Here is a 24,788-nt window from a genome sequence, read left to right as displayed (position 1 = left end):
AAACACCCATGATTAACTTTTTTAGAGTCGTAAGCTTTTTAGAAGGGATTTCTTATATTTTACTGCTTTTTGTTGCAGTGCCAATCAAGTACCTACAAGGAGACCCAACGTATGTTAAAATGTTAGGCATGCCTCACGGATTGCTATTTGTTGGCTACATTGTGCTAGCCATTATGTTAAAATACGAGCTAAACTGGAATACTAAAACCTTCGGAATTGTATGTTTGCTCTCTGTATTACCTTTCGGAACGTTTTTCGTAGGCAACTATTTAAACAAAGAAACAACTTAATTGCAGGTCGATAGCCAAGGGCTTAATTCCCTCATGCTTACCTCGGGGTAATTTATTTTTTGGGTTTTCACTTAAAATGATGCTATTTTTAAGGAGTTCTATAAAACTTTAAAATGACTGAAAGCACCCCAAAAATAAACTCTCGCTATTTGGTTAAAAAGCTACTATCTGTGCCAGATAATACCCTTTTTAATCATGTAAAATTTCATTTGGTAAACGATGTATTGGTGTCTTATAATGCTAAAAGGTTGAATATTTTAGAATTAGGGTGTGGTACAAAAACCACCTATAGATATCTTAAAAACCTTGGATGTAATTTTGACTATTTCGGAGTCGATTATGAAGCTTCTTTTGCACCCGATTTTGTTTGTGATTTACTCAACCCCAAACCTATTCAAGAAGTACTTCCTTGGAAACCAGATTTTTTATTACTTTTAGATGTACTTGAACACTTACATGAAGATAGTCATGTTTTAGAAAAAGTAGTACTCGAAATAAGTGATTTAATAACAACAGATACCAAAGTAATCGTAACACTGCCACAAATGTATCGATTAGATCGATTCAAATTTTCGCACTTGCATTATCCTGAGCATAAAATAAGACTTACACATAAAGAATGGAAGGCGCTGCTTTCAAAGAGCTTTTTTGTAGATAAAGTTCAAGGTGTAGGATTTTTATCAATCATTCCTTTTCTCCCCATGTTTTTTAAATCCTTTACACCAGAGAATAAACTCGGGCGTTTGTTTATGTACTTACGAAAAAATGTGATGGAATGGTCTTATTTTAAACCGATTGATTTATGGTTGTCTAGAACACTTGGTAAGGTGAAACCATTTTACTACTATTCGAATGATATTCTTTTTGTGTTATCCAAGAAAAAAGAGAATCGATAACCCCCGCGCTCAAAACAACGTAACTTTTAGATACATGAATACATTTCATCCACCATTTTTAAATGAAGTAAGAAGAAGAATAGGTCTAAAAAAATATAAAAATGTAAAACAATTTGTAGTCCAGCATTTATACCCAGATACTTTGAGACTATTGTTGTTATTACATGAATACATCCCTATTAGTGTTGTGGTTAGTATCAGTTATTCTGGATCTGATGAAGTAATAGAGGCCCTTAGAAATAAAGGAATTAAAGTAGTAACTCCCGATTTTGACACCCTAGATACTGTAATTATCAACGAACTCAAGAATTGTTTTAAAGCCTGTGAAACGGAAAAACATCAGCTTCTTATTCATGAAGTGGGGGGGTATACCATTCGAATTTTACATGAATTTTTCGATACTTATTTGCACCATGTAATTGGTGCTGTAGAAGTTACCAAGCAAGGTGTTTGGGAAGCAAGAAAACTTAAAAAATTAAAAATTCCACAGCTTAATTGTGCCGAAACCAAGTTAAAGGAAATTGAAGGAAAAATGGTAGGCGAGTCGGTAGTTGCTTCTTTAGATTACATTCTTAGAGATATTGGTTATGCCATGGTGGGTAGAAAGGCGTGTGTTTTTGGGTATGGATGGGTTGGTAGCGGTGTAGCTCATTCTTTAAGAGCAAGAGGAATGGCTGTGACGGTTTATGATACCGATGTTATCAAGCTAGTAGAAGCTGCTGTAAACGGATTTCAGGTGTTGAAGTCTACGAGCGACGTTGGAACTTATTCTGTAATTATAGGAGCTTCTGGTACGCTTTCTATCTCAAAAAATGTTATTGATGGCGCCTCTTCTAGATGCTTTTTAGTAAGCGGAAGTTCTAAAGATAAAGAAATTGATTTGACATATTTGAAATCGCAACAGAAAGAAACACGAGCAATTCACCGTCATATTAACAACCATATTCTAAAAGATGGAAGACAAATTTTATTGGTAAATGAAGGATATCCTGTTAATTTTACAGGAAGTAGTGTTCCAGATGAAATCGTAGAGTTTTTGTTTGCAGAGCTTATTATACTGATAAAAGTATTGCTTGAAGAAACCCCTTCGCCAGGAATTTATCCGCTAGATAAAGAACTCGAAAAAATACCTGCTACCGTTTGGTTAGAAATGCGTTAACCTTTAGCCTCCACTCACTGGTGGAATAATGGCAATGACATCATTTTCTTTTATAAGAATATCGTCTGTAGCATAACTTTCGTTAATAGCCACGGCATACGAACTCATTTTTTGTAGTTCAGGAAATTCTGTTAAAAGAAATTCTTTAAAACTAGCCACAGAACTTTGGTTAGGAAGCTCCATTTCTTGTGAAGAACTGCCTATTAAATCTGTAGCAATACCAAAAAAGAGGATGTTTATTTTCATAGTACAAATTTACAATTTTATCCCGAAAACGATGCGGTTTTCATGTTTTCCGTTAAAGTAAGAGCGCGCGAAATCTACCCGTAAAAAGCGCCATTTTCCAATACCAACATTATCCAATCCAATCGCAAATTCAGTATACGGCTTGTTTCCTGCGGTAAACAAACTTTTAGCTCCCGTAACCAAATGAAAGTTCAGTTGGTTTAGTAACGGAACTTTACTCAACAGTGCTCCTTTAAAATTGTATTCTCCGTGAAGTTCGGCGTATGTATCGTTAGAACTTAATTGATAATACGGAAGCATGTAAAACATGTTTAAATAGTTGTCTTTTGGAGCTATTAGCAAGCGATTTCCGTTAAAATGAGCATAATCGATAAACGGAATATCTTTTTTCTCTAAAAACATTCCTCCCTTAGCTTTGTATGCAAAATCACCCCAGTTGCCCAAGCTAATTTGTTGGTAAAGTTGAGAAAAAATGACGTCCGAATTCCATTCAGAATTTCCAGAGCCAAAGTTTTTTTGATACCCTAGGTATAGCGACGGATACTTGCGATTAGGAATGTTATATTTTCCGTCAGGATAAGACAGGTATTTTTGTCCAAAATTAATGTTCGCCCCTATCGAAAAAGTCCACATTTGGTGCGGTGTAAAACCTGTTGAAAAATCAGTAGGATTCTTTGGGTTGTTAGAGGTGTAATCGACATCATCTTGCGGAAACATTACATAATCAGTAGTATTGAATAGCGGTTTTCTATCGGCAAATTCTAGAGAAGAAAACAGTCGTATCCCGTTCGTTACTTCTTGTGAAAAGGTTGTTTTGGCAAACGTTTTTTCATAAATTTTTAGATAGTTTCTTTCAAAACCAATAGAGCTTATCGTGTTCCAAAACCTAGAAATAGGTTGTTTTGCATTGAACTGAGGAGTAGCAATTCCTCCAGAAAAGGTTAAAACAGGTCGTGTCGTATTATTCCAGCGGTAGTTAAAGTTGGCAGTAGGGCGCAGTTTTTTTTCTGAAAAACCATAATTAATGGCTGCACCGATACTAAAACGCTTTCCTTTGTTGTTGAGCGATTTTCGATAATCAAGTCCCAAAGAAGTATTCCAACCTTGTACAGTATTAAAGTTGAGATCTTCAATAGGAGACGAGGAGCTCAATGACCATTTGTCGTGCGAATTTCGGTAGGTATAACCCGAAAGAATATCCATTGGTTTAAATCGGTTATTTTTAGTATCTACAGAATCTAAATACTTTTTCGATTTTCGAATGGTTTTAATACTGTCTTTTAACTTATAGTCTGCAACTTCTTCTGAAGTTAAGCTAACAGGGCGAATTTTATTCCAATACACCGAGTCTTTTTCAGTAGCATTTTCGGCAAACGAAAGCACTTCATTACCAAAGGTTTTTTTAGTAAAATCAGGATTGAAATTGTAATTAGAATACGCTGCAGAGAAGCGTCCGTTGAAGTTAAATCCGAACAAACCCGCTTTAAAATCTATGGTTTGCGTAACGGGAATCCAAGCCTTGTTTTTAGCAGAGAAATTATAGTTTTGTTTGATGTGTAACGAATCTACCATGGGCAAACTTATTTGTGCACCAGTAACAATTACATCGGCACCGTACACAGCCCAATCGTCTTCAACAATATAAATGGACCCACTAAAAACCCGATCGTTCTTTCGTTTAGGTAAGAGCTGAATTTTGTTAATGAGTTTTCCGTTTTTATCGTAAAAGACACCGGTTAGTTTATAATTATAATACCCAAACGCACCATTAGCTATCGGAGAAATAACCTGAACATCAGCTAAACTAAAAGAGTTTTCATAAAAGTTAAAATTGACTTCTTCTGCCTGATTAAAACTAATTCCGTTATCCTGCCCACTTACTTTTGAAGCGATAATATGCTCTTTAAAATTTTTTGGTTTTTTTTGAAATGCAATTTTTGAAACAGTTTCTGAAAGGTATACTACACCAGTTCTAGTAGAATCCAATCCCCCACCCATATCGCCAATATCTTGTCCTAAAAATTTCTTGGGCAAGTCTTTTACCTTAAACAACCCACGAGAGTAAAAATCGGCAGTATACTCAGCAAATTTATCTGTGTTTTTGGCTTTGCTAGCAATGGCATTTCTAATGATTTTGTTGGCAGGATTTTCTTTTGAAGAAACAACCACTTCATCTAAAGTAACCTCTTCTTCAGGCAGTGTGATGTTCAGTGTAAACGGAAAAGCACTAATTGTAACTGTTTTTTTGAGTGTTTTATACCCCAACATTTGAAAAATTACGGTGTATTCTCCTTTATGTGTAAGGGCTAATTCATACTCGCCATTCGTATTGGTGGTGGTGCCTGTTATGGTATTTTCTAGGTACACACTTGCTAAAGATATGGGTTGATTTTTAGCATCGGTAACTTTTCCAGTAATTTGAGAAAAAGCAACTGAAGTGCATACGAAACATAAAAATGTAGTGATGGTTTTCATAGTAGTAAATTATTCATAACAAACATACAAGAAGAATTTTATAACGTATATGTGAGAAATGTTAAATAAGTTGCAAAGTTCTATTAAAAAGGAGGAGAAATGTGCACATTACAATAGTTTTTAGTGTTTTTCTGAAGTATATTTAAAGAGACCTTTGCAACAAACTCTAAAAATTCTATTTTTCTATTAGAATTTGTAACTTGTGTTAGATGATTTATAAATTTTAAAATAGAATACAAATGGGTTTTAGTGATATGTATGCGGAGTGCGTATCTATAAGAATACATTTTTCAACAGGTAAAACAACTAATAGATTGGGTTCCTACAGAGAAGTAGTTAAAAAAGGTTTATAAAGCAGGCAAGAAAGAACTAGAAACTAAAGCCATTGCTATTATTTAAGATGCAACTAATTAGTATTTGGTTAGTGTCATTTATAACTAAAATTCCTAAATCGCAACATAAACAAGTAATGGCTTACAAAGGTTACAAAAGCAAATCTAATACCAAATGCTTAAGGATAAAGGAAGCAAAAGCAGCATCATGCATAAAGTATACCGTAATAAAACTATTAGTAAAACACGTTGGGTAGTAGAAATAGCATTTGGCAGTCTAAAGAGATGGTTTAGTTCTAGAGCTACTAAATTGAAAGACAAGGATAAAGTACATTCCATACATGTGTTAGAAGCAATAGCACATAATCTCAAACGTTCTTCAGGATTGGAGTGTCAAATAACCAAAAATTGAGTAAAATAAAGAGGAAGAATGCTGTCGAAAGGAAAGTAGAACCAATAAAAATCATCAAAATCTAAAAAATCCGCTAATTTTTCAAAGCTTGAAAATCAAAATACTGGAATTAAAATTCAAACGTGTTTTTTCAAAGGTCTTATTCTAACTTCTAGGCATTGATTTGTTAAAAAACAGCCCACCAAATGGTAGGCTGTGCTAACAAAAAATAAAAATGTATGCTCATTTTATAATTATCTTCCGTTTTTTATTAAAAACTCTTTAAAGTCTTCTAATAGCTTTAAAATTTCATCTAAAGGAACCGTAAACAGTTCTTTGGTATCTCCATGTTCGTCTAAAGTAAAGGAATCAAATACTTGATAGCCTCCTTCGGGAAACTCACTAGCTGTCGCATCTGGACCAAAGGCATGCCCAATAAACCCTGCTTCGTTCCCCATGGTATACCCTTCTTCTAGCACTCCTTTTTTAACTTTTTCAATCTCGTTAATTGAATAGGTTAGTTCTTCACTTGTTTCGTCTCCTTCAAAAATTAAGGATAGCCTATCATAGGGTTTTTCAACCTGAACCATCATATATTCATAGGTTGTGGGTTGCCATTTGTATAACTTATATTTCATAAAACTTTTTAACACCTCTTTAATTTGTATTTTCTTCAATAAAGCTTTTGAAGTCCTTCATAAACAAAATGAAATCATCGTGAGATAATTCTAGTCCAATCTTTTCGCTATCTCTTTCTCCATAGCGTATGGCTATTTCATCAATTAAAAATACTCCATGTTTATTTGAATACAACGTTACATCTTCATTTGCCCAAATATATTCGTCTTCTTTCTCCTTTTCTCTACTTAACTCAATTTCATCAAGTAGTTCTTGAGCCTTTTCAGGTGTCCAATTAGACTCACTTAACCTACCTAATGAATAATATTTCTCATTATCTAACTCTATAAAATAATATATTGATTTCTCAATATCTAACTTTTGTGTTTTAAACTTATAATTCATCATTTCTTAATTTAAATTATTGGATAAGCTGTTCATTATATTTCCTTTTTTATCTACTTCAATTCTTATTTTAAATCCGCCAGCAGAAATACCTTCGTATTTATCGAACTTATCATATGCCTGTCTTGGTCTTTTATTAATGTGAGCTAGAGACTACAAAGTGTTGATTTTTAAGTTTTTGTCTTTAAAAAAATAAAAACATTATTCCGACCAGAGGTAGGAATATTATTTAAATAAGTAACTTATATCATTGAGATGTCTCATCACTCATACTTCACTCTATCGACATAACACGCTATTTATTTTTAGGTAATTTAATTTGATATTGTATCACTAACTCAAGTTTATTAATATCCTAATTTTTAATTTCTAGGCATTTATTTGTTAAAAACAGTCCGCCAAAAGGCGGGCTGCTCTTACAAAACACAGAAATGTATGCGCATTTTTAAGTTTTTAACTTCTTAAAAAAGCTCTCCATTCCTTTAGTATATTAATAAATTCTTCTAAAGGCATTACTATTCTTGGAGCATCGGTTAATTCTTTATCTGGTTCAAAATAAGCAGTTGTTCCTTCAACTTCAAAATACCCTAAGCCTAAACCACTTCCAAAACTCCAATACACTTCTGGGTCTTGAATATCATCAAAGGTTTTTTCTCCTGACAATACCAATTCTAAATTTTCAATGGTTTCGTCTTGCAAGTATGGAAAATTATGCTGAAAATCATTTAAAAAATGAAAAATTAATCTAAATTTATCATCATTAATTTTTACCCAAGCAGTACCATTATCTCTACTAAATTCTATTTTTTTCATTTTATTCAAAAATTAAATATGCTGTATCTATTTCTTTTGTTACTCTATCTATTCTAAATTCTACCTTATATCCCTGTGAAGTTTTACCAACAAATAGATTATCATAATGCTCTAAAATATTATTAGAAGCTTCCTTAATAACTGCTTTATTTTTGTTAATATACTAATTTATAGGTGTTTATTTGTTAAAAAACAGCCTACCAAATGGCAGGCTGCGTTAACAAAAAATAAAAATGTATGCTCATTTTTAAGAAAATTTTAATCTATGAATGAATATTCAATCTCCATACTATAACTAGTTTCTTCCCATTCCCCTTTTAACATTAAAATAAGAGTATCAATTATTTTAATAATCTCAGTAGTTTTTATAGGCTTAGGCCATTTGGATGCCATTTCCTCCTTCTTTTCTTCATATCCATTTAACTCATCAACTTCAATATAATCTCCTTTGGATTCAAGTATTTTTTTTGCTCTGTTTAAGAGACATATCATTATTTTTTCATCTTCATCAGTTTTAATAAAATTAAACCACAATAAAGTTAACATCCCTTTACCATAAGCATTAACAAAAAAATTAATATCTTCTTTTAAATCATCTTTAAAAGGTATTATCTCTTCGCTGTCTTCTAAAGCCTGTAGTATATATTCATATGTTAATTCCATATAAATTTCTGCTATCCAAAAACCTTTACCTCCTTTATAATCTATTTTTGTTTCTGCCATTTTTGCGTTTGAAAGTAAAAGAGTTTAAAAGTTGGAAAGTTTTGGTTTTGTATGAGTAATTAAAAACAGCCCACCAAAATGGCAGTCCGCGCTAAAAAGTATGCTTATTTTATAATTATCTTCCTTTTTTTATTTCCTAAATTTCATCTTCATGAATTCCTTCTATAAACTCATCAAACGTCTTGGCTAAAAGCTTAGGATTCCATTCAGAATAAGCCACATACACACTTCCATAATCTTCTTCTTTTAATGACATATAAATGGTTCCACTTGTACTCCTTGCAAAAGGCACTTCCTTACCTTTTAATACATTACTTAAATTATTCATAACCCTTTCTATAGTCTGATTACCATGCTTTATTGATAAAAAGGAATCGATAGGTATATTAAAGTCTCCAAAATACATATCTAGTGATGGATATCCTCCATTATATTTCAAAATATGTAACTTATATGATTCTGGAAATTTTATGTTAAATTTTGTTTCAAACTCTTTTATTTCTTGAACTGAAACAGGTTCTTTAGTATTTTCAAAGTGTATCATTTTTATAAGTATTCTTCTGTTATTTTTAATAAATTATTAAACTGACCTGCTGAACCCAAGTGTGTTAATATTGCTTCATGAGCATCTCTAATCACTAACTGCATTGTACATTTAAGGTTTTCATTTGAATAGCATCATACTTTATATTTCTAGCAAAAACAGCCCACCAAATGGCAGGCTGCGTTAACAAAAAATAAAAATGTATGCTCATTTTTAAATTTTTAACTTCTTAAAAAAGCTCTCCATTTCTTTAGTATATTAATAAATTCTTCTAAAGGCATTACTATTCTTGGAGCATCGGTTAATTCTTTATCTGGTTCAAAATAAGCAGTTGTTCCTTCAACTTCAAAATACCCTAAGCCTAAACCACTTCCAAAACTCCAATACACTTCTGGGTCTTGAATATCATCAAAGGTTTTTTCTCCTGACAATACCAATTCTAAATTTTCAATAGTTTCGTCTTGTAGGTAGGAGAAATTATGTTGAAAATCATTTAAGAAATAAGTTAGTAGTAAAAATGCTTTATCTTTAGCTCTACAAACTTTATCATTATATTCTTCTAAATCAATAAATTCTATTTTATTCATGTTTTAAACTTTTAAATATGCCGTGTCTATTTCTTTTTTTACTCTATCTATTCTAAATTCTACCTTATATCCCTGTGAAGTTTTACCAACAAATAGATTATCATAATGCTCTAAAATATTATTAGAAGTTTCCTTAATAACTGCTTTATTTTTGTTAATATGCTAATTTACAGGTGTTTATTTTTTGAAAAACAGCCCGCCAAATGGCAGGCTGCGTTAACAAAAAATAAAAATGTATGCTCATTTTATAATTATCTTCCGTTTTCTTCCAAAAAAAGTTTAAAAGACTCCATAAAATCCAAAAACTTTATTGTTGTCCATCTGAAATCTTCATCAATAGTTTCTGTTCTCCAGTCAAAAAACAAAACGTATTCGTTATCAATACAAATTCTTAATTCGCTTCCTTCTACGATATAATCAAAATAATCTTCTCCTTCCAAAGATTTTGTCTTGTCTATGAGATTCTGAACTTCTTTTACTGTCCATCCTCCCCATCCTATCTCTATTAAAGATTTTTCTCCTTCAGGAATTGAATCATATTCAACTCCATAAAAATTATTTACCCCTTTTTGTTTATATGGGTTTGTTGTATACGTATATTTCATTTTTATTTTATATTTGGATATGCATTTGTTAAATTACCATAATTATCTATTTCAATAGTTATCTCAAAACCTGTAGAACCTTTACCTGTATATTTATTATTTGGAAACTTTAATTCGAACCCTTCCTTAATCATTTTATCATAAATCAAAGCTATTTCTTCTTTAACTCGTTTTTCATTCCAGTTTTTTGGAAACATACTAGATTTAGCCTTTTTATCAATCCATTGTCCATTTTTATACCGAACACTTATTAAAGCATCAAAAGGTTTGTCGTCTACTGGCTCTGTTAAATATCTTCTAATCCTAATATTTTTATCAATTACTAGATGATTATGTCCTCCCGTACCTCTTAAGACCTGAGTCCCATCTCTTCTGCTCAATCTTTCAAGTTTTAATTCTCCATCAAAATGCAAATGGAATTTTTTCTCAAATTTTTCTATCCATTTAATATATGCAGCTTTCCTAAGGTTTCTAAATCTAACAGATTCTGCCAATTCATCCAAATATTTATGTGGACTTATTTTTTTTGCTCTAGACTCTTCATATACTTTCTTAAAAAAGTTTTTATAATCTCCCGTTTTTTCTTTTGTGACCAGTTCTACACTATTCCAGGTTAATACCTCCTTACCGTTTTTTGTTAAAAAAAAACAGCCCACCAAATGGCAGGCTGCACTAACAAAACACAAAAATGTATGCGCATTTTTAAATTTTTAACTTCTTAAAAAAGCTCTCCATTCCTTTAGTATATTAATAAATTCTTCTAAAGGCATTACTATTCTTGGAGCATCGGTTAATTCTTTATCTGGTTCAAAATAAGCAGTTGTTCCTTCCACTTCAAAATACCCTAAACCTAAGCCACCTCCAAAACTCCAGTATACCTCAGGGTCTTGAATGTCATCAAAAGTTTTTTCTCCTGACAATACCAATTCTAAATTTTCAATGGTTTCGTCTTGTTGACTCGGGAAATGTCTACCGTAATCTCCTAAAAATTCACTTAATAAAAGATAATTAATGTTTTTAGGCTGAACCCAATTAGATCCTGTTTTCGTTTTTATAAATTTCAATTTTTCCATATTTTATTATTTTACATTTAATCAAAATATAAATAGGCTGTAGTAATCTCATTGGTTAACCCATCTATATAAAATTCTATTTCATACCCTTCTTTTGATAGACCTCTAAATTTATTGATACCATTAAACTCTAAAATATTATTAGAAGCTTCTTTAATAACTTCTTTGATTTTATGAATATCCCAACTTTTAGGCCACATCGTACTTGCATCATTTTTTAATTTCCATGTATTGGTTTCCTCAATATAATATTCTAATTGCACTTTTCTAACGGTTTCTCCTGTTGGCAATTTATATGTTGCTATGTTGCCAGACAAAGTACTTTTTGGACTTGCTATTCTAACATTTATGTTGTCTATATTTGTTAAAAAATGGGTTCCTCCCCAAGATTTTATTTTATAAACTCTACCTTGCGCTAACCCATTAGCACTCCTACCTCCTTTACCTACCAAATATTCATAAGCTTCCTCTAATCTTTTGGGGTTTGGTGAACCATCAGCTAGTCTTCTGGGAACTGAGTTATTGATTACTTCAACTCTTATATGCCCAAACTTTAAATGATCGTCAAATCTATTTGAGAACTTAAATACACTAAATCCAAACCTCTTTAAATTAAGCTTTCTTTTGAAATACTCTTTAACAGAAATCCCTTCTTTTTTGGCAGCTTTTGTATAGTCATCTATTTTATCCGCTACTACTCTTTCACTTAAATTGGTATCTAAGATATTTCCCTCTGCATCTGTTAAATCAAATTTTCCTGTAGGCTTCCCAAAAAACAGCCCACCAAAAGGCGGGCTGCGTTAACAAAAAATAAAAATGCATGCTCATTTTTAAATTTTTAACTTCTTAAAAAAGCTTAGAGTAGTTAGTTATTTTAATTTTTTTATTGCACTGCGCTCTATTTTTATCTGAAAAAAGAGTTTTAGAATAACATCTTATTATTTTTTTGCTTTTTCCTACAACAGACAACAAACCATTGATACAATTCACTACACAACAATAGATCAGACTTCCATTTAAGGTATTTATATTATAAACTTTAAATCTCTCTAACCTCTATACCTTCAATAAATTCATTAAATGAATTAGCTATTTTATATGGATCTTCATCAGAAAAATACACATATATCTCTCCTTTATTCTCCTGTTGATATCCCATAGCTATATACCCCCCTGTAATAGCTCCTATTGGTAACAAATTTGGGTATAAGAAATCATGCTTGTGTCCAAAATATGATTCGACATTGTCATCACCATATTTTAATTGATGAAAACCTTCCAAAGATAATTCCCTTTTATTATGAATAAAAATATATTCATACCATAAAGGGATACTCCCTCCATTATATTTTAGCATATGTTGTTTGTAATCTTCAGGTAACTCACTACCTATTAATTTTTCTAAGTTTTCAATGTCCTCTTGTTTTACAGAATCATAATCTTTATCAAATATTATCATCATATTTATTTATTATTTTAATTGTTTATATACTTCTAACAACTGTGCATGGCTTCCCATGTGCTTAGTAGTCAATTCGTGTAATTCCCTATCAACTAATTGAAAAGTGCTTTTCAAACTATCGTCTAAATCATCTAAATGATGCCATGTTAATTTTAATTTCTTTCTAAGAGACTCGTATTTATTAATCAATTTTTCATCAGTTACTCCCATAGCACGCCAACAATTTTTAAAATCTGATGGGCGGTCACCTGTCACGTAGGTTCTTATCTCACCTTGATGTTTTATGACAAGTTGTTTCATATCACCCACAAGTTTCTCTGCTCCTTTAGGTACTATACCATTTCCAAATTTACCATTTTTTAAGTATGCTTTCATACCTTTGAATGTAGGGGATGTTCCAAAATCACTATAAGGCACTTCAGGCGTATCTTTATTATTATATTTCAAATGCTTCTTTTTGGAGTCGTTTTTCAAAGCCTTTTTACTTTTCTCAATAAGTTCATTCCTTTTAGGATACTTAATAAGCTTTTGATATTTTTCAATTAAATCATCTCCAAATACTCTATAAAAACCTTTAGAATCAATTAAAGCATTGTTTTTAGAAGAAATGGCTATACGTTTTAAGTTATTTATTTCTGCCAATTCATCCAAATATTTATGTGGACTTATTTTTTTAGCTCTAGACTCTTCATATACTTTCTTAAAAAAGTTTTTATAATCTCCCGTTTTTTCTTTTGTGACCAGTTCTACACTATTCCAGGTTAATACCTCCTTACCGTTTTTTGTTAAAAAACCCATACAGTTTAAAATGAGGCTGGTACTTTTTTTAAACTTAATTTTTAAATTAGGGTTTTTTAACAGCGCTTCTCTCTTCTTTTTTTCTCTGTACAAATTGAGAACGTATCTAATTATCTTTTTCATATAGCTACTTTTTTATAGGACACAAGGTTAATAGTGAATTTTCAAATTTTGTTGGTGCTAAATTCAATTTTCGCAACCAATACTTCTCTGTGAAGTTAAATAGACTGTCAAATTTTTCAGTCGCCAACTGCCTCGTGGTTTTTATCCATTGTTGTATCCAAACAATCAGATCGTCTATGAGTTTTACCACATCTAATTGCTTTAACTTTTTAAATAACGCTATAAGTGATTGTACAAAGTCTGAAGCCTTGTTCACTACTATGTTGGGCGTATTTTTTATCGTACGTACTACTTTTGACAATCCTTCTACCGTTAACTTAAAAGCACTTGCAATGGTTTTCGCACCTCCTGTTGCCAACGCCGTTAAAATTTCCTCTATTACAAAGCCTACTACATACCCCATACCGTAACCTAATCTATCTATTTTAGTCGCTGTATAGTTTACCCCATCGGCTAGCTTAGAAACAATGATGTCTGGGTTTTCTGACAAGTACATAAATACTTTTGCAAGCTTAATTATTCCTGAATAGTATGCCTTGATATTTTTTATAGAGAATATTTTTAAAAAGGTTTCTATGGCATTTTCTAACAATTCGCTACCTATCGCTATACTTTGTGAAAATGTTTTTTTACTTGTTTTCATCAGGTAAGAGGGTAGGTTTAAAATATGACCTACTAGGGTAATAATGCCTCCTATAGCTTCTATGACACTATTGTACACCCCCACAAACAACGCATTGAAATAGATATGCATGCTTTTTGAGCTGATGAGTTTTTGAAAACTTTGGTATAGGTTTTCTAACTCGTCTAGTAGTTTGTGTATAAAGTTCAGTTTTTGAACTAACAATTTTCTAAAAGCCTCGTTGGTTATTTTGTTGGTAGCCTTATTTAGGGCTTCTTTTACGGCAGTAAGCGTACTTGTTAAAGCGCCCTCTTGTGTGCTGCTTTCTTTTTTCTCTTCGGATTTTAAAAATTCTTTAAACTCTGGAATAAAAGGTGTAAACTTTTTGCTGACACTTCCGTCTTTGTTATAGTATTGCCAACGGTTTGGATTGGCTTTAAATACTTTTGAGAATTCGTTACCAATCAATACCAAAGGGTCTCCCAACAAGCCTCTTAACACCTCGCTTGTTACTTCAAATACATAATTTCCTACCTGATACACAATCGTAGTTGTACCTTCTTTTTCAGTAGTAAAGTGTATTTTAAAAATGTTTTCTACATTCTTTTTTTCTATGGCTACGCCCATTAATTGTGCGAGTTTTGCAATGGCATCAAAGGGTAGCTGCTTATCTTTTGTGATGCCTTGTCCTACTTTAATTTTTGCTACAGAAATAGGGTTATACAAGCTTTCTTTTTCTAAAAAGAATACTATTTCATTAGGTTCTATAGTATCTATACTTGCATACGCCTTTTCTAATACGGCTCCGTCTTCGGTAAAAAAGAAAATGAGTGAAACAGAGGTGTCTTCTAAAATTTCTCGCAGCTTAATATCTGCTAAGCCAAAAATTTTAGGTTTTCTATAGCCTTTGTTTCTAGTAGCTGTTATTTCGACTTCTTCTAAGTGTTGTGTTCCTGTTTTTTCGGTTCTTACATAAAAATTCCCCTGATACTCATACACCTTTACATACGCATTGGGAAGCTCTTCCAACGTATTGTCTTGTGTAATGGTTACATAATTGTTTGGAATTAAAAAATCTTCTACCGTATCGGCATCTATTGTTTTAGGATTGGCGAGTTGTGTATACTTTTTTTCTGATACCTGAGCCACTTGTATGTACCTAAACAAGCTAGGAACGTATTCGGACTGGGTATGTTCTTCCTCGTCTCCATCAATAATATATTTGTCGTTAAATACAACGCAATTGGATTGGGGTTGGTACTTTACAGAAAAGTGCTTCAACCCATATTCATAAGCATTCATACATTTAGTTTTACATTAAAAAATTCTTGGGTAGCAAAGGCTACGATGTAATTCTGAAAGCTTAGGTGGAATTTTAAAGAAGTATTAAGGTAAAACTCCAAAAACCTAACATTTGTTTGATTCTAATAGCTATTCGACTCAACTTTTATATTGAATCACGCTACAAAGATACAATAAATTTACATATTACAAAATATAAACATAATTATTTTGTAATAATTTTAATATTTATGTAAAATGATTTATTTTGAATTTTTATTATAGATAGGTAAGCACACAAATGCTAGTCCGCCAAAGACAATAATCATAGCGGTTTGAGCGGTCCACATAATCCACCCAAAAGCGGTGGCGGGTTCTTCTGCAATTCCGAATAAAGCCAAGGCTCCGGCAACTGCCACAGGGTATAAGCCTATTCCTCCATTGGTAGCTGCAATGGCAAAACCGCCAGCGATAAATCCGATGAGCACCCCTCCTAACGGAACCTGCAGTCCGTCAATTGCTGGAATGGTTGCCCAAAACATGAGTACATACATTACCCAAATGAACACCGTATGAAAAATAAACGTCCATTTGTGTTTCATTTTAAAAATACTGGTCACTCCTTCAATCAATCCTACAACAAAAATCTTGATTTTCAGTCCGATACCAGATGTTGCCTTTTTTACAAAGCGTGTAAAAATCATAAAAATCAATACCAAACCAGCTAAGAGGATTCCTATTTTAAGTGGGTCGAAATTTTTGGTTAGTAGTTCATATATAAAATCGAATTGTAGAAAGAGGGTAATTAGTATGATGCTCAGCATCATGAGTAAATCTGCCATTCGTTCGGCAACGATGGTTCCAAAACCTTTTTCGAACGGAATGTCTTCATAATTTGCCATCACTGCTGCTCGCGACACTTCTCCTGCTCTTGGTACGGCATAATTTACTAAATAAGCCACCAAAACCGCCATCACGCTATTCCCAAAATCGGGTTTGTATCCCATGGGTTCTAGTAAAAATTTCCAACGATAGGCTCGCGATAAGTGACTTAAAATTCCGAAGAACAACCCTAATGCTATCCATAAATAGTTCGCATCTTTAAAATACTGTACAAGGGTTTCTACTGAAATTTTTGATAAGGAATACCAAACTAAAAAACCTCCCAAAATGAGAGGTAGTATTATTTTTATGATTTTTTTGGCTGGTGAACTCAAACTATTCTAACAAGTTGGTTTCTTCGTTCGGAAATACTAATTGTGGTTTGAATTTCTTAGCCTCTTCTAGCTCCATAAAAGCATATACGATTAAAATAAGCACATCGCCTTTTTGAACTCTCCGTGCTGCCGCACCGTTCAAAGTAATCTCACCGCTTTTTCTCGGACCAGGAATTGCATAGGTTTCTAAACGTTCACCGTTGTTGTTGTTTACAATCTGAACACGTTCTCCTTCAATAATACCTGCCGCATCCATTAAATCTTCATCAATGGTAATGCTTCCTATATAGTTTAAATCCGCATTCGTTACTTTAACACGGTGTATTTTAGATTTTACTACTTGTACTAACATGCTGCAAAAATAGTTGTTTTTTAATGAATACTATCTTGTTTTTTGATGATTTTAACATTTTAAAAACGTCACTTTTACCTATATAAAGTCTTGTTATTTAATTCTTCAACCCTATATTATCAATTAAGCGAATGTCTCCTGCAAAAACAGCGATAAAAGCACGGTACTTTTTATTGGACTCTATATCGGTTGCTGTTTGCAATGTTTCTTCATTGGCTATGGTAAAATATTCGAGTTTTAATAACGGATGTTTCTCAAACTGTTTTTCTACCCATTCTGTTACTTCAGTAACACTTTTTGTGCCAAACTTCTTTCTAGCTTTTTTAAGCGTTTTGTAAATAAAAGGTGCTGCTTTTCGATATTCTGTAGTTAAACGCGTATTTCGAGAACTCATCGCCAATCCGTCTTTCTCTCTAAAAATTGGCATTCCTTTTATGGTAACAGGAATGCTATATTTTTTGACTAGTTTTTTAATGATTTGTAATTGCTGAAAATCTTTTTTTCCGAAGTAAGCAGTATTAGGCTCCACTATTTCGAATAAGGCTTTTACAATCGTTCCTACACCATCAAAATGTCCTTCTCTAAACTTTCCTTCCATTTGGTGTTCTAATCCGTCAAAATCAAACTTTTCAGAAGCGATGTTTTCAGCATAAATTTCTTTTACTGAAGGAAAAAATAGCACATCACAACGAACAGATTCTAATAATGCGACATCGTTTTCGTATGTTTTGGGATATTTTTCTAAATCTTCTTTATTGTCAAATTGTGTAGGATTAACAAAAATACTAGCTACAGTAATATCGCTTTTTTTTTTGCTTTTTCGATAAGCGAAAGATGTCCTTGATGTAATGCCCCCATGGTTGGGACAAATCCAATAGACTTTCCGTGTTTTTTTTGAGTTGATAAAAATTCTCTCAACTCGAATTTTGTGGTGAAAACTTTCATTGTTTATTAATAGGAATGCGTGCAAAATTAGTAATTTAACACGATTTTTGCATTAATTTTCGTATTTTTGCACCTTTCAACAAAAGAGATCGATTAATGAAGGATAAGAGAATTTTATACGTTTCATCAGAGGTAATTCCTTATTTACCAGAAACAGAATTATCATCTACCGCATTTAACGTTGCTAAAAATGCACATTCTAAAGGAATTCAAACCCGTATTTTCATGCCTCGATTTGGGGTTATTAATGAGCGAAGACACCAGTTACACGAGGTAATTCGCCTATCGGGAATGAACTTAATTATTAACGACATGGATATGCCTTTGATAATTAAGGTTGCTTCGATTCCTAAAGAGAGAATGCAAGTGTATTTTATTGATAATGATGAATACTTTAAGCGTAAAGCGGTGTACTCTGATGAAGATGATAAGCTGTTTGACGATAACGACGAACGTATGATTTTCTTTGCAAAAGGTGTGGTTGAGACGGTTAAAAAGCTCAACTGGGCTCCAGATATTATTCATGTTCATGGATGGATGGCTTCACTATTACCTTTATATTTAAGAGAATTTTATAAAGAAGAACCGTTGTTCACTGAAAGTAAGATTGTAACTTCGCTTTATAATAGTACTATTGAAGATTTGAATAACGAGTTGGCTAATAAAATTCGTTTTGATAAAATTGAAAATGCTAAAGTAGCGACAATCGAAACACCGAGTCATAATAATCTTTTAAAGAGTGCTATTGAAAATTCAGATGCTATTATAAAGGGCAGTGAGAGTTTACCCGAAGAAATTGAAGCTTTTATTGAACAAAGTAATGTTAAAATTTTAGACTTTCAGTCAGAAGAAAACTTAACCGAAGCATACATAGAATTTTATAAAGAGAACGTTTTAGAATTAAGCGAATAATGATTAGAAAAATTGGAGCCATTGGTATTAGTTTGCTATGTTTAGCAGCTAATATAGCTTGTGAAAAAGACTTTAGTGATGTAGGAACAAACGTCATTAACAACGATAAATTTGAAACAGGAGAGTTTTTATTAGATGTAGAAATAACTCCTATTAACATTGACAGCGTACAAGCCGATAACATCAACGCTAGTATTAGCGAATATTGGTTGGGAGTATATAACAACCCTAATGCAGAAAAAATTGAAGCTTCTATTGTTTCTCAAGTAGGATATGTTGCTGGATTAAAAAACAGTGCTAGTAATGATACTATTGTCGATTTAGATAAGGTTATACTAAAACTACCTTATATTTCGACTTCGCAAGGAGAAAATGCAGACGGAATTACCACCTATAAATTAGATTCTATTTTAGGTAATGTTGATGTGGGTACCTCTGTTATGGTTAAACAGAATAACACGTATCTAAACACACTAAATCCTAGCGACCCTTCTAAAAGAAACTCGTTTTTCTCTAACTTCGATTACGAAAGTATTCAAGTTTTAAACGAAACTTCTGATTTTACCTTCAAACCATCAGAAAAAGATACTGTTTTTTCATACGAAAGAATAGATAGGTTTAATCCTTCTAAAACCTATGAAGAGATTGTAAAAGCAACAAGAACAAATAATGGCGAAACTATCGCTGTACCTTTTTTAGCGATTCCGTTAGATGTCTCGAAAATGAAAAGTCTTTTTTGGGACAAATTTGAGAGTTCTGAATTTTCATCGAAAGAAGAATTTGAAAACTATTTTAGAGGTCTTATTATTGAGGCTTCTGGCACAGATGGTTCTTTAGTTCCTTTCAACTTAACAGCATCTCCTGGTCCATCATTAGAATTTCATTATACGAAATATTTAGTTGATGCTTCTAATACAGTAACAGACACTATAAATAGAAAATATAATTTCCCTTTATCAGGTATACAAAATAGTGTATATAAAATGACGCCTTCTACTACCTCAACTGCTAACAGCTTTGTAATTCAAGGAACAGCGGGAAGTATGGCAGAGGTTAAAATTATAGATGATGTAAAACTTCAAGAATTAAGAAGTAATAATTGGCTTGTTAACGACGCTTCTCTTACGTTTTACGTAAACAATGAAATTAGCGATGATGCAAGTATCCTGCCTCAGAGATTGTTTTTATATCAAAATAAAGAAAACGAGTCAGGAGGTACTTCTCCTACGCAACTAATAGATGCATACATTGAAGCTGTAAATTTTGGAGGAAACTTAGAGAAAGAGGACGATAGCCCCGAAAAATATACATTTAGAATCACTAACTACATTTCTAATCTTTTATCTGGTGAGGAAGACACAACTGCAGAACCCTTAATTTTAAAAGTTTACAATCCTACAGACACTCCTGTAACTAGTACTTCTGTTAGCACCTATAACTGGAACCCTAGAGCAGTAAGGTTATTTAATGGAGACATTACAGCTAACGAAACCAAAAGAGCTGTTTTAAAAATATCATATTCAAAAGAAAAATAAGAATTATTATGTGTGGAATCACAGGGTATATTGGACACAGAGAAGCTTATCCGATTGTAATTAACGGACTCAAGCGTTTAGAATACAGAGGTTATGATAGTGCTGGAATCATGATGTATGATGGCGAAACGATGCACCTATCTAAAACCAAGGGTAAGGTTTCTGATTTAGAGATTATTACGAATAGAGAAGAGCAACGAAAAAAAGGTAACATAGGTATTGGACATACTAGATGGGCAACTCATGGAGTTCCTAACGATGTAAATTCTCATCCTCACTTTTCTGAGTCTGGAGATTTGGTAATTGTTCATAACGGTATTATTGAGAATTACGACACCATTAAAAAGGAACTAACCTTACGTGGTTACCAATTTAAAAGCGACACAGATACCGAAGTTTTAGTAAATCTTATTGAGGAAGTTAAAAAGACCGAAGGGTGTAAATTAGGAAAAGCAGTTCAGTTAGCATTAACCAATGTGATAGGTGCTTATGCTATTGCTGTTTTCGACAAAACAAAACCCAATGAATTGGTTGTAGCTAGATTGGGAAGTCCTATAGCAATTGGTGTTGGAAAAAATAATGAAGAATTTTTTGTGGCTTCAGATGCCTCTCCTTTTATTGAGTACACAAAAAACGCCATTTACCTAGAAGATGGTGAATTGGCAATTATAAAAAGAAATAGAGGAATTAAAGTTCGTAAAATTGAGAATGATAAAGAAATTGATGCGAACATTCAGAAATTACAATTAAGTCTTGACCAAATTGAAAAAGGTGGTTACGATCACTTTATGCTGAAAGAGATCTATGAGCAACCTAAGGCCATCAGAGATACTTACAGAGGTAGAATGCTGCCAAATGAAGGTTTAATTAGAATGTCTGGTATAGATGATAATATGTCGAAGTTCTTAAATGCTGACAGAATTATTATTGTAGCTTGTGGTACCTCATGGCATGCCGGACTAGTTGGAGAATATCTTTTTGAAGATATGGCTCGTATTCCTGTTGAAGTAGAATATGCTTCTGAATTTAGATACCGTAACCCTATTATAACTCCCAAAGACGTCGTAATTGCGATCTCTCAATCTGGAGAAACCGCCGATACCTTAGCCGCTATTAAACTGGCAAAATCTAAAGGCGCCTTTGTGTTTGGAGTTTGTAATGTAGTGGGTTCTTCTATAGCTAGAGAAACTCATGCTGGGGCGTATACCCATGCTGGTCCAGAAATCGGAGTTGCTTCAACTAAAGCATTCACCACACAAATTACAGTGCTTTCTCTAATTGCTTTAAAGCTAGCACAAGCTAAAGGAACACTGTCTAAATCTGCCGTAAATGCCTATTTACAAACTTTACAGCAAATTCCTAATCAGGTTGAAACACTGTTGAAAACTAATGAGCAGGCTAAAGAGATAGCCAATGTATATAAAAATGCCAAAAACTGTTTGTACCTAGGTAGAGGATTCAATTTTCCTGTTGCCTTAGAAGGAGCTTTAAAGCTGAAAGAAATTTCTTACATCCATGCTGAAGGGTATCCTGCTGCTGAAATGAAACACGGACCGATTGCTTTAATTGATGAAAACATGCCTGTTTTTGTAATTGCAACAAGCAAAGGACATTATGAAAAAGTAGTCAGTAACATTCAAGAAATTAAGTCTAGAAGCGGTAAAATAGTTGCAGTAGTTACTGAGGGCGATGAAACCGTTAAAGAAATAGCCGATCATGTTATTGAAATTCCAGATACTGAAGAGGCTTTTACGCCTTTACTAACTACAATTCCTTTACAACTGTTATCATACCATATAGCAGTTATGTTAGGCAAAAATGTAGATCAACCTAGAAACTTAGCAAAATCGGTAACTGTTGAATAGAAATAACTGATTTTGAATGTAAATATCAAAAAATCCTGAGAATATTTTCTCAGGATTTTTTTAACTGTCTTTTTCAAAAATAACATACACAGGAAAATGGTCGGAAAAGCCGCCTTTATAAAAAGGACCAATGTAGGTTCTAAACGGACTTCCTTTGTATTTTCCTCTATATATTTTTAACCAATCTGTTTTGAATATTTTTGCTTCTAAAAAGGTATGCTCACTCTTTTCAGTATCGAAAAAATCTCTCGAAAAGATAATCTGGTCAAACAAATGCCACTCCTTGTAATGAGTCGTAGTTCCCATTCCCTTTTCATATAAAGGTTTCATAGGGTTATACAAATCGCCCGACATCAAATGATTTTCAATACTAATACTTGTGGGATCGTCATTAAAATCTCCCATAATAATAAACTTTGCATTCTCTTCTTTTTCTTGTATAGAATGAATCGTCTTACGAACTAATTTTGCAGCTTTTATCCTGTTTTCTTCTGTTTCTGTTTCTCCTTGTCTACGAGAAGGCCAGTGGTTTACCAAAACATATACTACTTCTCCATTCAACATCCCTTTTACTTCTAATAAATCGCGAGTGTAATCTATTTCTCCTATTTCATCGGTTAATAACAAATGATGTGTTTTAGATGAAATAACCTCAAAAAAATCACTATTATAAAGTAGCGCAACATCTATTCCTCGTTCGTCAGGAGAATCGTAATGGACATATTTATACGTGTATTTTGACAAATTTTTATGAGTAGCTAAATCTTTTACAACTTTTGCATTTTCAACTTCTACCAATCCGATAATAGCGGGTGGGTATATAGACTTATTGCTTCCTAATTGACGAATAACCGATGTTATTTTTCTCAACTTATGTTGGTACTTTTTTGTATTCCAACCCAACCTACTTTTAGGCGTAAAATCATCGTCATGTGTCTTAGGATTGTCAAAGGTATCGAACAAGTTTTCTACATTATAAAAAGCGATGGTATATCTATCTTTTCTTTTACTCATTACTATTTGATGACTTATTTATCTGTCGAAAGTACAAAATGTAAGAAGCTTATCGCTAAAAAATGCTTACAAATTACACAAAACGAAAAAGCCTCATAGAATTTTCTATGAGGCTTCAGCTTTATTTTATAAACTATTATACCACTCCTTGGTCTAACATTGCCTCAGCAACCTTTACAAAGCCAGCAACATTTGCACCTTTCACATAGTCAACATACCCGTCTTCTTGCGTACCATATTTTACACAAGCTTCATGAATATCGTTCATAATAGTATGTAATCTAGCATCTACTTCTTCACGAGACCAAGACAAGCGTAACGAGTTCTGAGACATTTCTAAACCAGAGGTAGCTACACCACCAGCATTAGAGGCTTTTCCTGGCGAAAATAAAATCTTTGCTTTTTGGAATACCTCAATAGCCTCTGGAGTAGATGGCATATTGGCACCTTCAGCAACACAAATACATCCGTTATCTACTAATGCTTTTGCTTCCTCTCCATTTAACTCGTTTTGAGTAGCACATGGCAATGCTATATGACATTTTATACTCCAAGGTCTTTCTCCTTTAAAGAATTTAGCCGATGGATATTTTTCAACATATTCACTAATTCTTCCTCTTTTTTCATTCTTTAGCTCCATAACAAAAGCTAATTTTTCAGCATCAATACCCGCTTCATCATAAATATATCCTGAAGAATCAGACATGGTAACTACTTTACCACCTAATTGGGTTGCTTTTTCAGTAGCGTATTGCGCTACATTTCCAGAACCAGAAACAACTACTATTTTTCCTTCAAAAGAATCTCCTTTTGTTTGTAACATGTTTTCAGCAAAATACACATCGCCATAACCTGTAGCCTCAGGACGAATTAACGACCCACCCCAAGTTCTTCCTTTACCTGTTAAAACACCTGTAAATTCGTTACGTAAGCGTTTGTATTGACCAAACATATAACCAATTTCACGACCTCCAACACCAATATCTCCAGCGGGAACATCTGTATCAGGACCAATATGACGCGCTAATTCGGTCATAAATGATTGGCAAAAAGCCATCACTTCACGATCTGATTTTCCTTTTGGATTAAAATCAGACCCACCTTTACCTCCGCCCATAGGCAAAGTTGTTAATGAGTTTTTGAAAACTTGCTCAAACCCTAAAAACTTTAAGATTGACAGGTTTACCGAAGGATGAAAACGCAATCCTCCTTTATACGGACCAATAGCCGAGTTGAATTCTACTCTATATCCTCTATTAACTTGAGTTTCTCCATTATCATCAACCCATGGTACTCTAAACATAATCGTACGTTCTGGTTCTACCATACGCTCAAGTAATTTCTTCCCTTGATATTTCGGATTTTCTTCTATAAACGGAATTACAGTTTCTGCTACCTCATGTACAGCTTGCAAAAACTCTGGCTCATATGTATTACGCTCTTTTACGTAATTCATGAATTCTTGTATCTTAGATTCCATAAACATTAGTTGTTCTGTTATATTA

The 24,788-nt window shown here is 32.9% G+C and carries 26 protein-coding genes and 1 pseudogene; 7 read left to right on the top strand and 20 right to left on the bottom strand.

Annotated features, from left to right (window positions below; translation table 11 throughout):
* The first annotated feature begins 8 nt into the window (after positions 1–8).
* The 3 genes from P8625_RS11885 (at position 9) to P8625_RS11875 (ending at position 2,345) form a co-directional block, all read left to right on the top strand.
* A complete protein-coding gene (locus P8625_RS11885) occupies positions 9–290 on the top strand; it encodes a DUF3817 domain-containing protein (protein WP_279650672.1) in 282 nt (93 codons plus the stop codon).
* A 113-nt stretch (positions 291–403) separates the two neighbouring features.
* The gene (locus P8625_RS11880; protein ID WP_279650671.1) at positions 404–1,186 is read left to right on the top strand and encodes a methyltransferase domain-containing protein; all 783 of its coding nucleotides are present in this window, start codon (positions 404–406) and stop codon (positions 1,184–1,186) included.
* 34 nt (positions 1,187–1,220) lie between these two features.
* Entirely contained in the window at positions 1,221–2,345 is a 1,125-nt protein-coding gene (locus tag P8625_RS11875) for an adenosylhomocysteinase (protein ID WP_279650670.1), read from the top strand.
* Positions 2,346–2,348: 3 nt separating this feature from the next.
* On the opposite strand, the gene moaD is transcribed toward P8625_RS11875, so the two are convergent.
* Positions 2,349–2,591 (bottom strand): molybdopterin converting factor subunit 1, encoded by a 243-nt coding sequence (gene moaD / locus P8625_RS11870; RefSeq protein WP_279650669.1) that lies wholly within the window; start codon positions 2,589–2,591, stop codon positions 2,349–2,351.
* Between the two features lie 9 nt (positions 2,592–2,600).
* The gene (locus P8625_RS11865) at positions 2,601–5,066 is read right to left on the bottom strand and encodes a DUF5686 and carboxypeptidase regulatory-like domain-containing protein (RefSeq protein ID WP_279650668.1); all 2,466 of its coding nucleotides are present in this window, start codon (positions 5,064–5,066) and stop codon (positions 2,601–2,603) included.
* 507 nt (positions 5,067–5,573) lie between these two features.
* On the opposite strand from P8625_RS11865, the gene P8625_RS11860 reads away from it, so the two are divergent.
* A complete protein-coding gene (locus tag P8625_RS11860) occupies positions 5,574–5,810 on the top strand; it encodes a transposase (protein WP_279650667.1) in 237 nt (78 codons plus the stop codon).
* Between the two features lie 233 nt (positions 5,811–6,043).
* Here the strand turns inward: P8625_RS11860 and P8625_RS11855 are convergent, their stop codons facing one another.
* The 16 genes and pseudogenes from P8625_RS11855 to panC form a co-directional block, all read right to left on the bottom strand.
* A complete protein-coding gene (locus tag P8625_RS11855; RefSeq protein WP_279650666.1) occupies positions 6,044–6,427 on the bottom strand; it encodes a hypothetical protein in 384 nt (127 codons plus the stop codon).
* Between the two features lie 19 nt (positions 6,428–6,446).
* Entirely contained in the window at positions 6,447–6,815 is a 369-nt protein-coding gene (locus tag P8625_RS11850; RefSeq protein WP_279650665.1) for a hypothetical protein, read from the bottom strand.
* A gap of 450 nt (positions 6,816–7,265) precedes the next feature.
* Complete coding sequence (locus P8625_RS11845; RefSeq protein ID WP_279650664.1) at positions 7,266–7,625, bottom strand: hypothetical protein; 360 nt, start codon at positions 7,623–7,625, stop codon at positions 7,266–7,268.
* Positions 7,626–7,883: 258 nt separating this feature from the next.
* On the bottom strand, positions 7,884–8,348 hold the full coding sequence (locus P8625_RS11840; RefSeq protein WP_279650663.1) for a hypothetical protein: 465 nt from the start codon (positions 8,346–8,348) through the stop codon (positions 7,884–7,886).
* A gap of 136 nt (positions 8,349–8,484) precedes the next feature.
* A complete protein-coding gene (locus P8625_RS11835) occupies positions 8,485–8,892 on the bottom strand; it encodes an SMI1/KNR4 family protein (RefSeq protein WP_279650662.1) in 408 nt (135 codons plus the stop codon).
* Between the two features lie 221 nt (positions 8,893–9,113).
* A complete protein-coding gene (locus P8625_RS11830) occupies positions 9,114–9,479 on the bottom strand; it encodes a Maf family protein (RefSeq protein ID WP_279650661.1) in 366 nt (121 codons plus the stop codon).
* Between the two features lie 251 nt (positions 9,480–9,730).
* Positions 9,731–10,084, bottom strand: coding sequence for a hypothetical protein (locus P8625_RS11825; protein ID WP_279650660.1), 354 nt, complete (start codon positions 10,082–10,084; stop codon positions 9,731–9,733).
* A 2-nt stretch (positions 10,085–10,086) separates the two neighbouring features.
* Positions 10,087–10,770 (bottom strand): EndoU domain-containing protein, encoded by a 684-nt coding sequence (locus P8625_RS11820; protein ID WP_279650659.1) that lies wholly within the window; start codon positions 10,768–10,770, stop codon positions 10,087–10,089.
* A gap of 24 nt (positions 10,771–10,794) precedes the next feature.
* Positions 10,795–11,157, bottom strand: coding sequence for a hypothetical protein (locus P8625_RS11815; protein WP_279650658.1), 363 nt, complete (start codon positions 11,155–11,157; stop codon positions 10,795–10,797).
* A gap of 17 nt (positions 11,158–11,174) precedes the next feature.
* On the bottom strand, positions 11,175–11,609 hold the full coding sequence (locus P8625_RS11810) for an EndoU domain-containing protein (protein WP_279650657.1): 435 nt from the start codon (positions 11,607–11,609) through the stop codon (positions 11,175–11,177).
* Positions 11,610–12,196: 587 nt separating this feature from the next.
* Positions 12,197–12,619, bottom strand: coding sequence for an SMI1/KNR4 family protein (locus tag P8625_RS11805; protein WP_279650656.1), 423 nt, complete (start codon positions 12,617–12,619; stop codon positions 12,197–12,199).
* Positions 12,620–12,628: 9 nt separating this feature from the next.
* Positions 12,629–13,540: an HNH endonuclease gene (locus P8625_RS11800; protein ID WP_279650655.1), complete on the bottom strand. Its 912-nt coding sequence runs from the start codon at positions 13,538–13,540 to the stop codon at positions 12,629–12,631.
* 4 nt (positions 13,541–13,544) lie between these two features.
* Entirely contained in the window at positions 13,545–15,464 is a 1,920-nt protein-coding gene (locus tag P8625_RS11795) for a hypothetical protein (RefSeq protein WP_279650654.1), read from the bottom strand.
* A gap of 242 nt (positions 15,465–15,706) precedes the next feature.
* The gene (locus P8625_RS11790; protein WP_279650653.1) at positions 15,707–16,660 is read right to left on the bottom strand and encodes a lysylphosphatidylglycerol synthase transmembrane domain-containing protein; all 954 of its coding nucleotides are present in this window, start codon (positions 16,658–16,660) and stop codon (positions 15,707–15,709) included.
* 1 nt (position 16,661) lies between these two features.
* Positions 16,662–17,012: an aspartate 1-decarboxylase gene (gene panD / locus P8625_RS11785; protein WP_279650652.1), complete on the bottom strand. Its 351-nt coding sequence runs from the start codon at positions 17,010–17,012 to the stop codon at positions 16,662–16,664.
* A 97-nt stretch (positions 17,013–17,109) separates the two neighbouring features.
* Positions 17,110–17,957, bottom strand: a pseudogene (gene panC, locus P8625_RS11780) (pantoate--beta-alanine ligase).
* Positions 17,958–18,053: 96 nt separating this feature from the next.
* Between panC and P8625_RS11775 the strand changes: the two are divergent.
* From P8625_RS11775 to glmS, 3 genes are read left to right on the top strand one after another with little or no spacing between them, the layout of a single operon-like run.
* Positions 18,054–18,869 carry a glycogen/starch synthase gene (locus tag P8625_RS11775; protein ID WP_279650651.1) on the top strand — a complete coding sequence of 272 codons (816 nt, stop codon included), beginning with the start codon at positions 18,054–18,056 and terminating at the stop codon, positions 18,867–18,869.
* Entirely contained in the window at positions 18,869–20,404 is a 1,536-nt protein-coding gene (locus P8625_RS11770) for a DUF4270 family protein (protein ID WP_279650650.1), read from the top strand. The genes P8625_RS11775 and P8625_RS11770 overlap by 1 nt, the downstream gene beginning before the upstream one ends.
* A gap of 8 nt (positions 20,405–20,412) precedes the next feature.
* The gene (glmS, locus tag P8625_RS11765) at positions 20,413–22,269 is read left to right on the top strand and encodes a glutamine--fructose-6-phosphate transaminase (isomerizing) (protein ID WP_279650649.1); all 1,857 of its coding nucleotides are present in this window, start codon (positions 20,413–20,415) and stop codon (positions 22,267–22,269) included.
* A gap of 60 nt (positions 22,270–22,329) precedes the next feature.
* On the opposite strand, the gene P8625_RS11760 is transcribed toward glmS, so the two are convergent.
* Together P8625_RS11760 and gdhA are read right to left on the bottom strand one after the other, a co-directional pair.
* Positions 22,330–23,283: an endonuclease/exonuclease/phosphatase family protein gene (locus tag P8625_RS11760; RefSeq protein ID WP_279650648.1), complete on the bottom strand. Its 954-nt coding sequence runs from the start codon at positions 23,281–23,283 to the stop codon at positions 22,330–22,332.
* 136 nt (positions 23,284–23,419) lie between these two features.
* Positions 23,420–24,763: an NADP-specific glutamate dehydrogenase gene (gene gdhA / locus P8625_RS11755; protein WP_279650647.1), complete on the bottom strand. Its 1,344-nt coding sequence runs from the start codon at positions 24,761–24,763 to the stop codon at positions 23,420–23,422.
* Positions 24,764–24,788: the final 25 nt, after the last annotated feature.

Source organism: Tenacibaculum tangerinum (assembly GCF_029853675.1).
Classification (GTDB): domain Bacteria; phylum Bacteroidota; class Bacteroidia; order Flavobacteriales; family Flavobacteriaceae; genus Polaribacter; species Polaribacter tangerinum_A.
The sequence above is the reverse complement of the archived record's forward strand: the minus strand, read 5'-3'. Positions and strand labels throughout refer to the sequence as shown.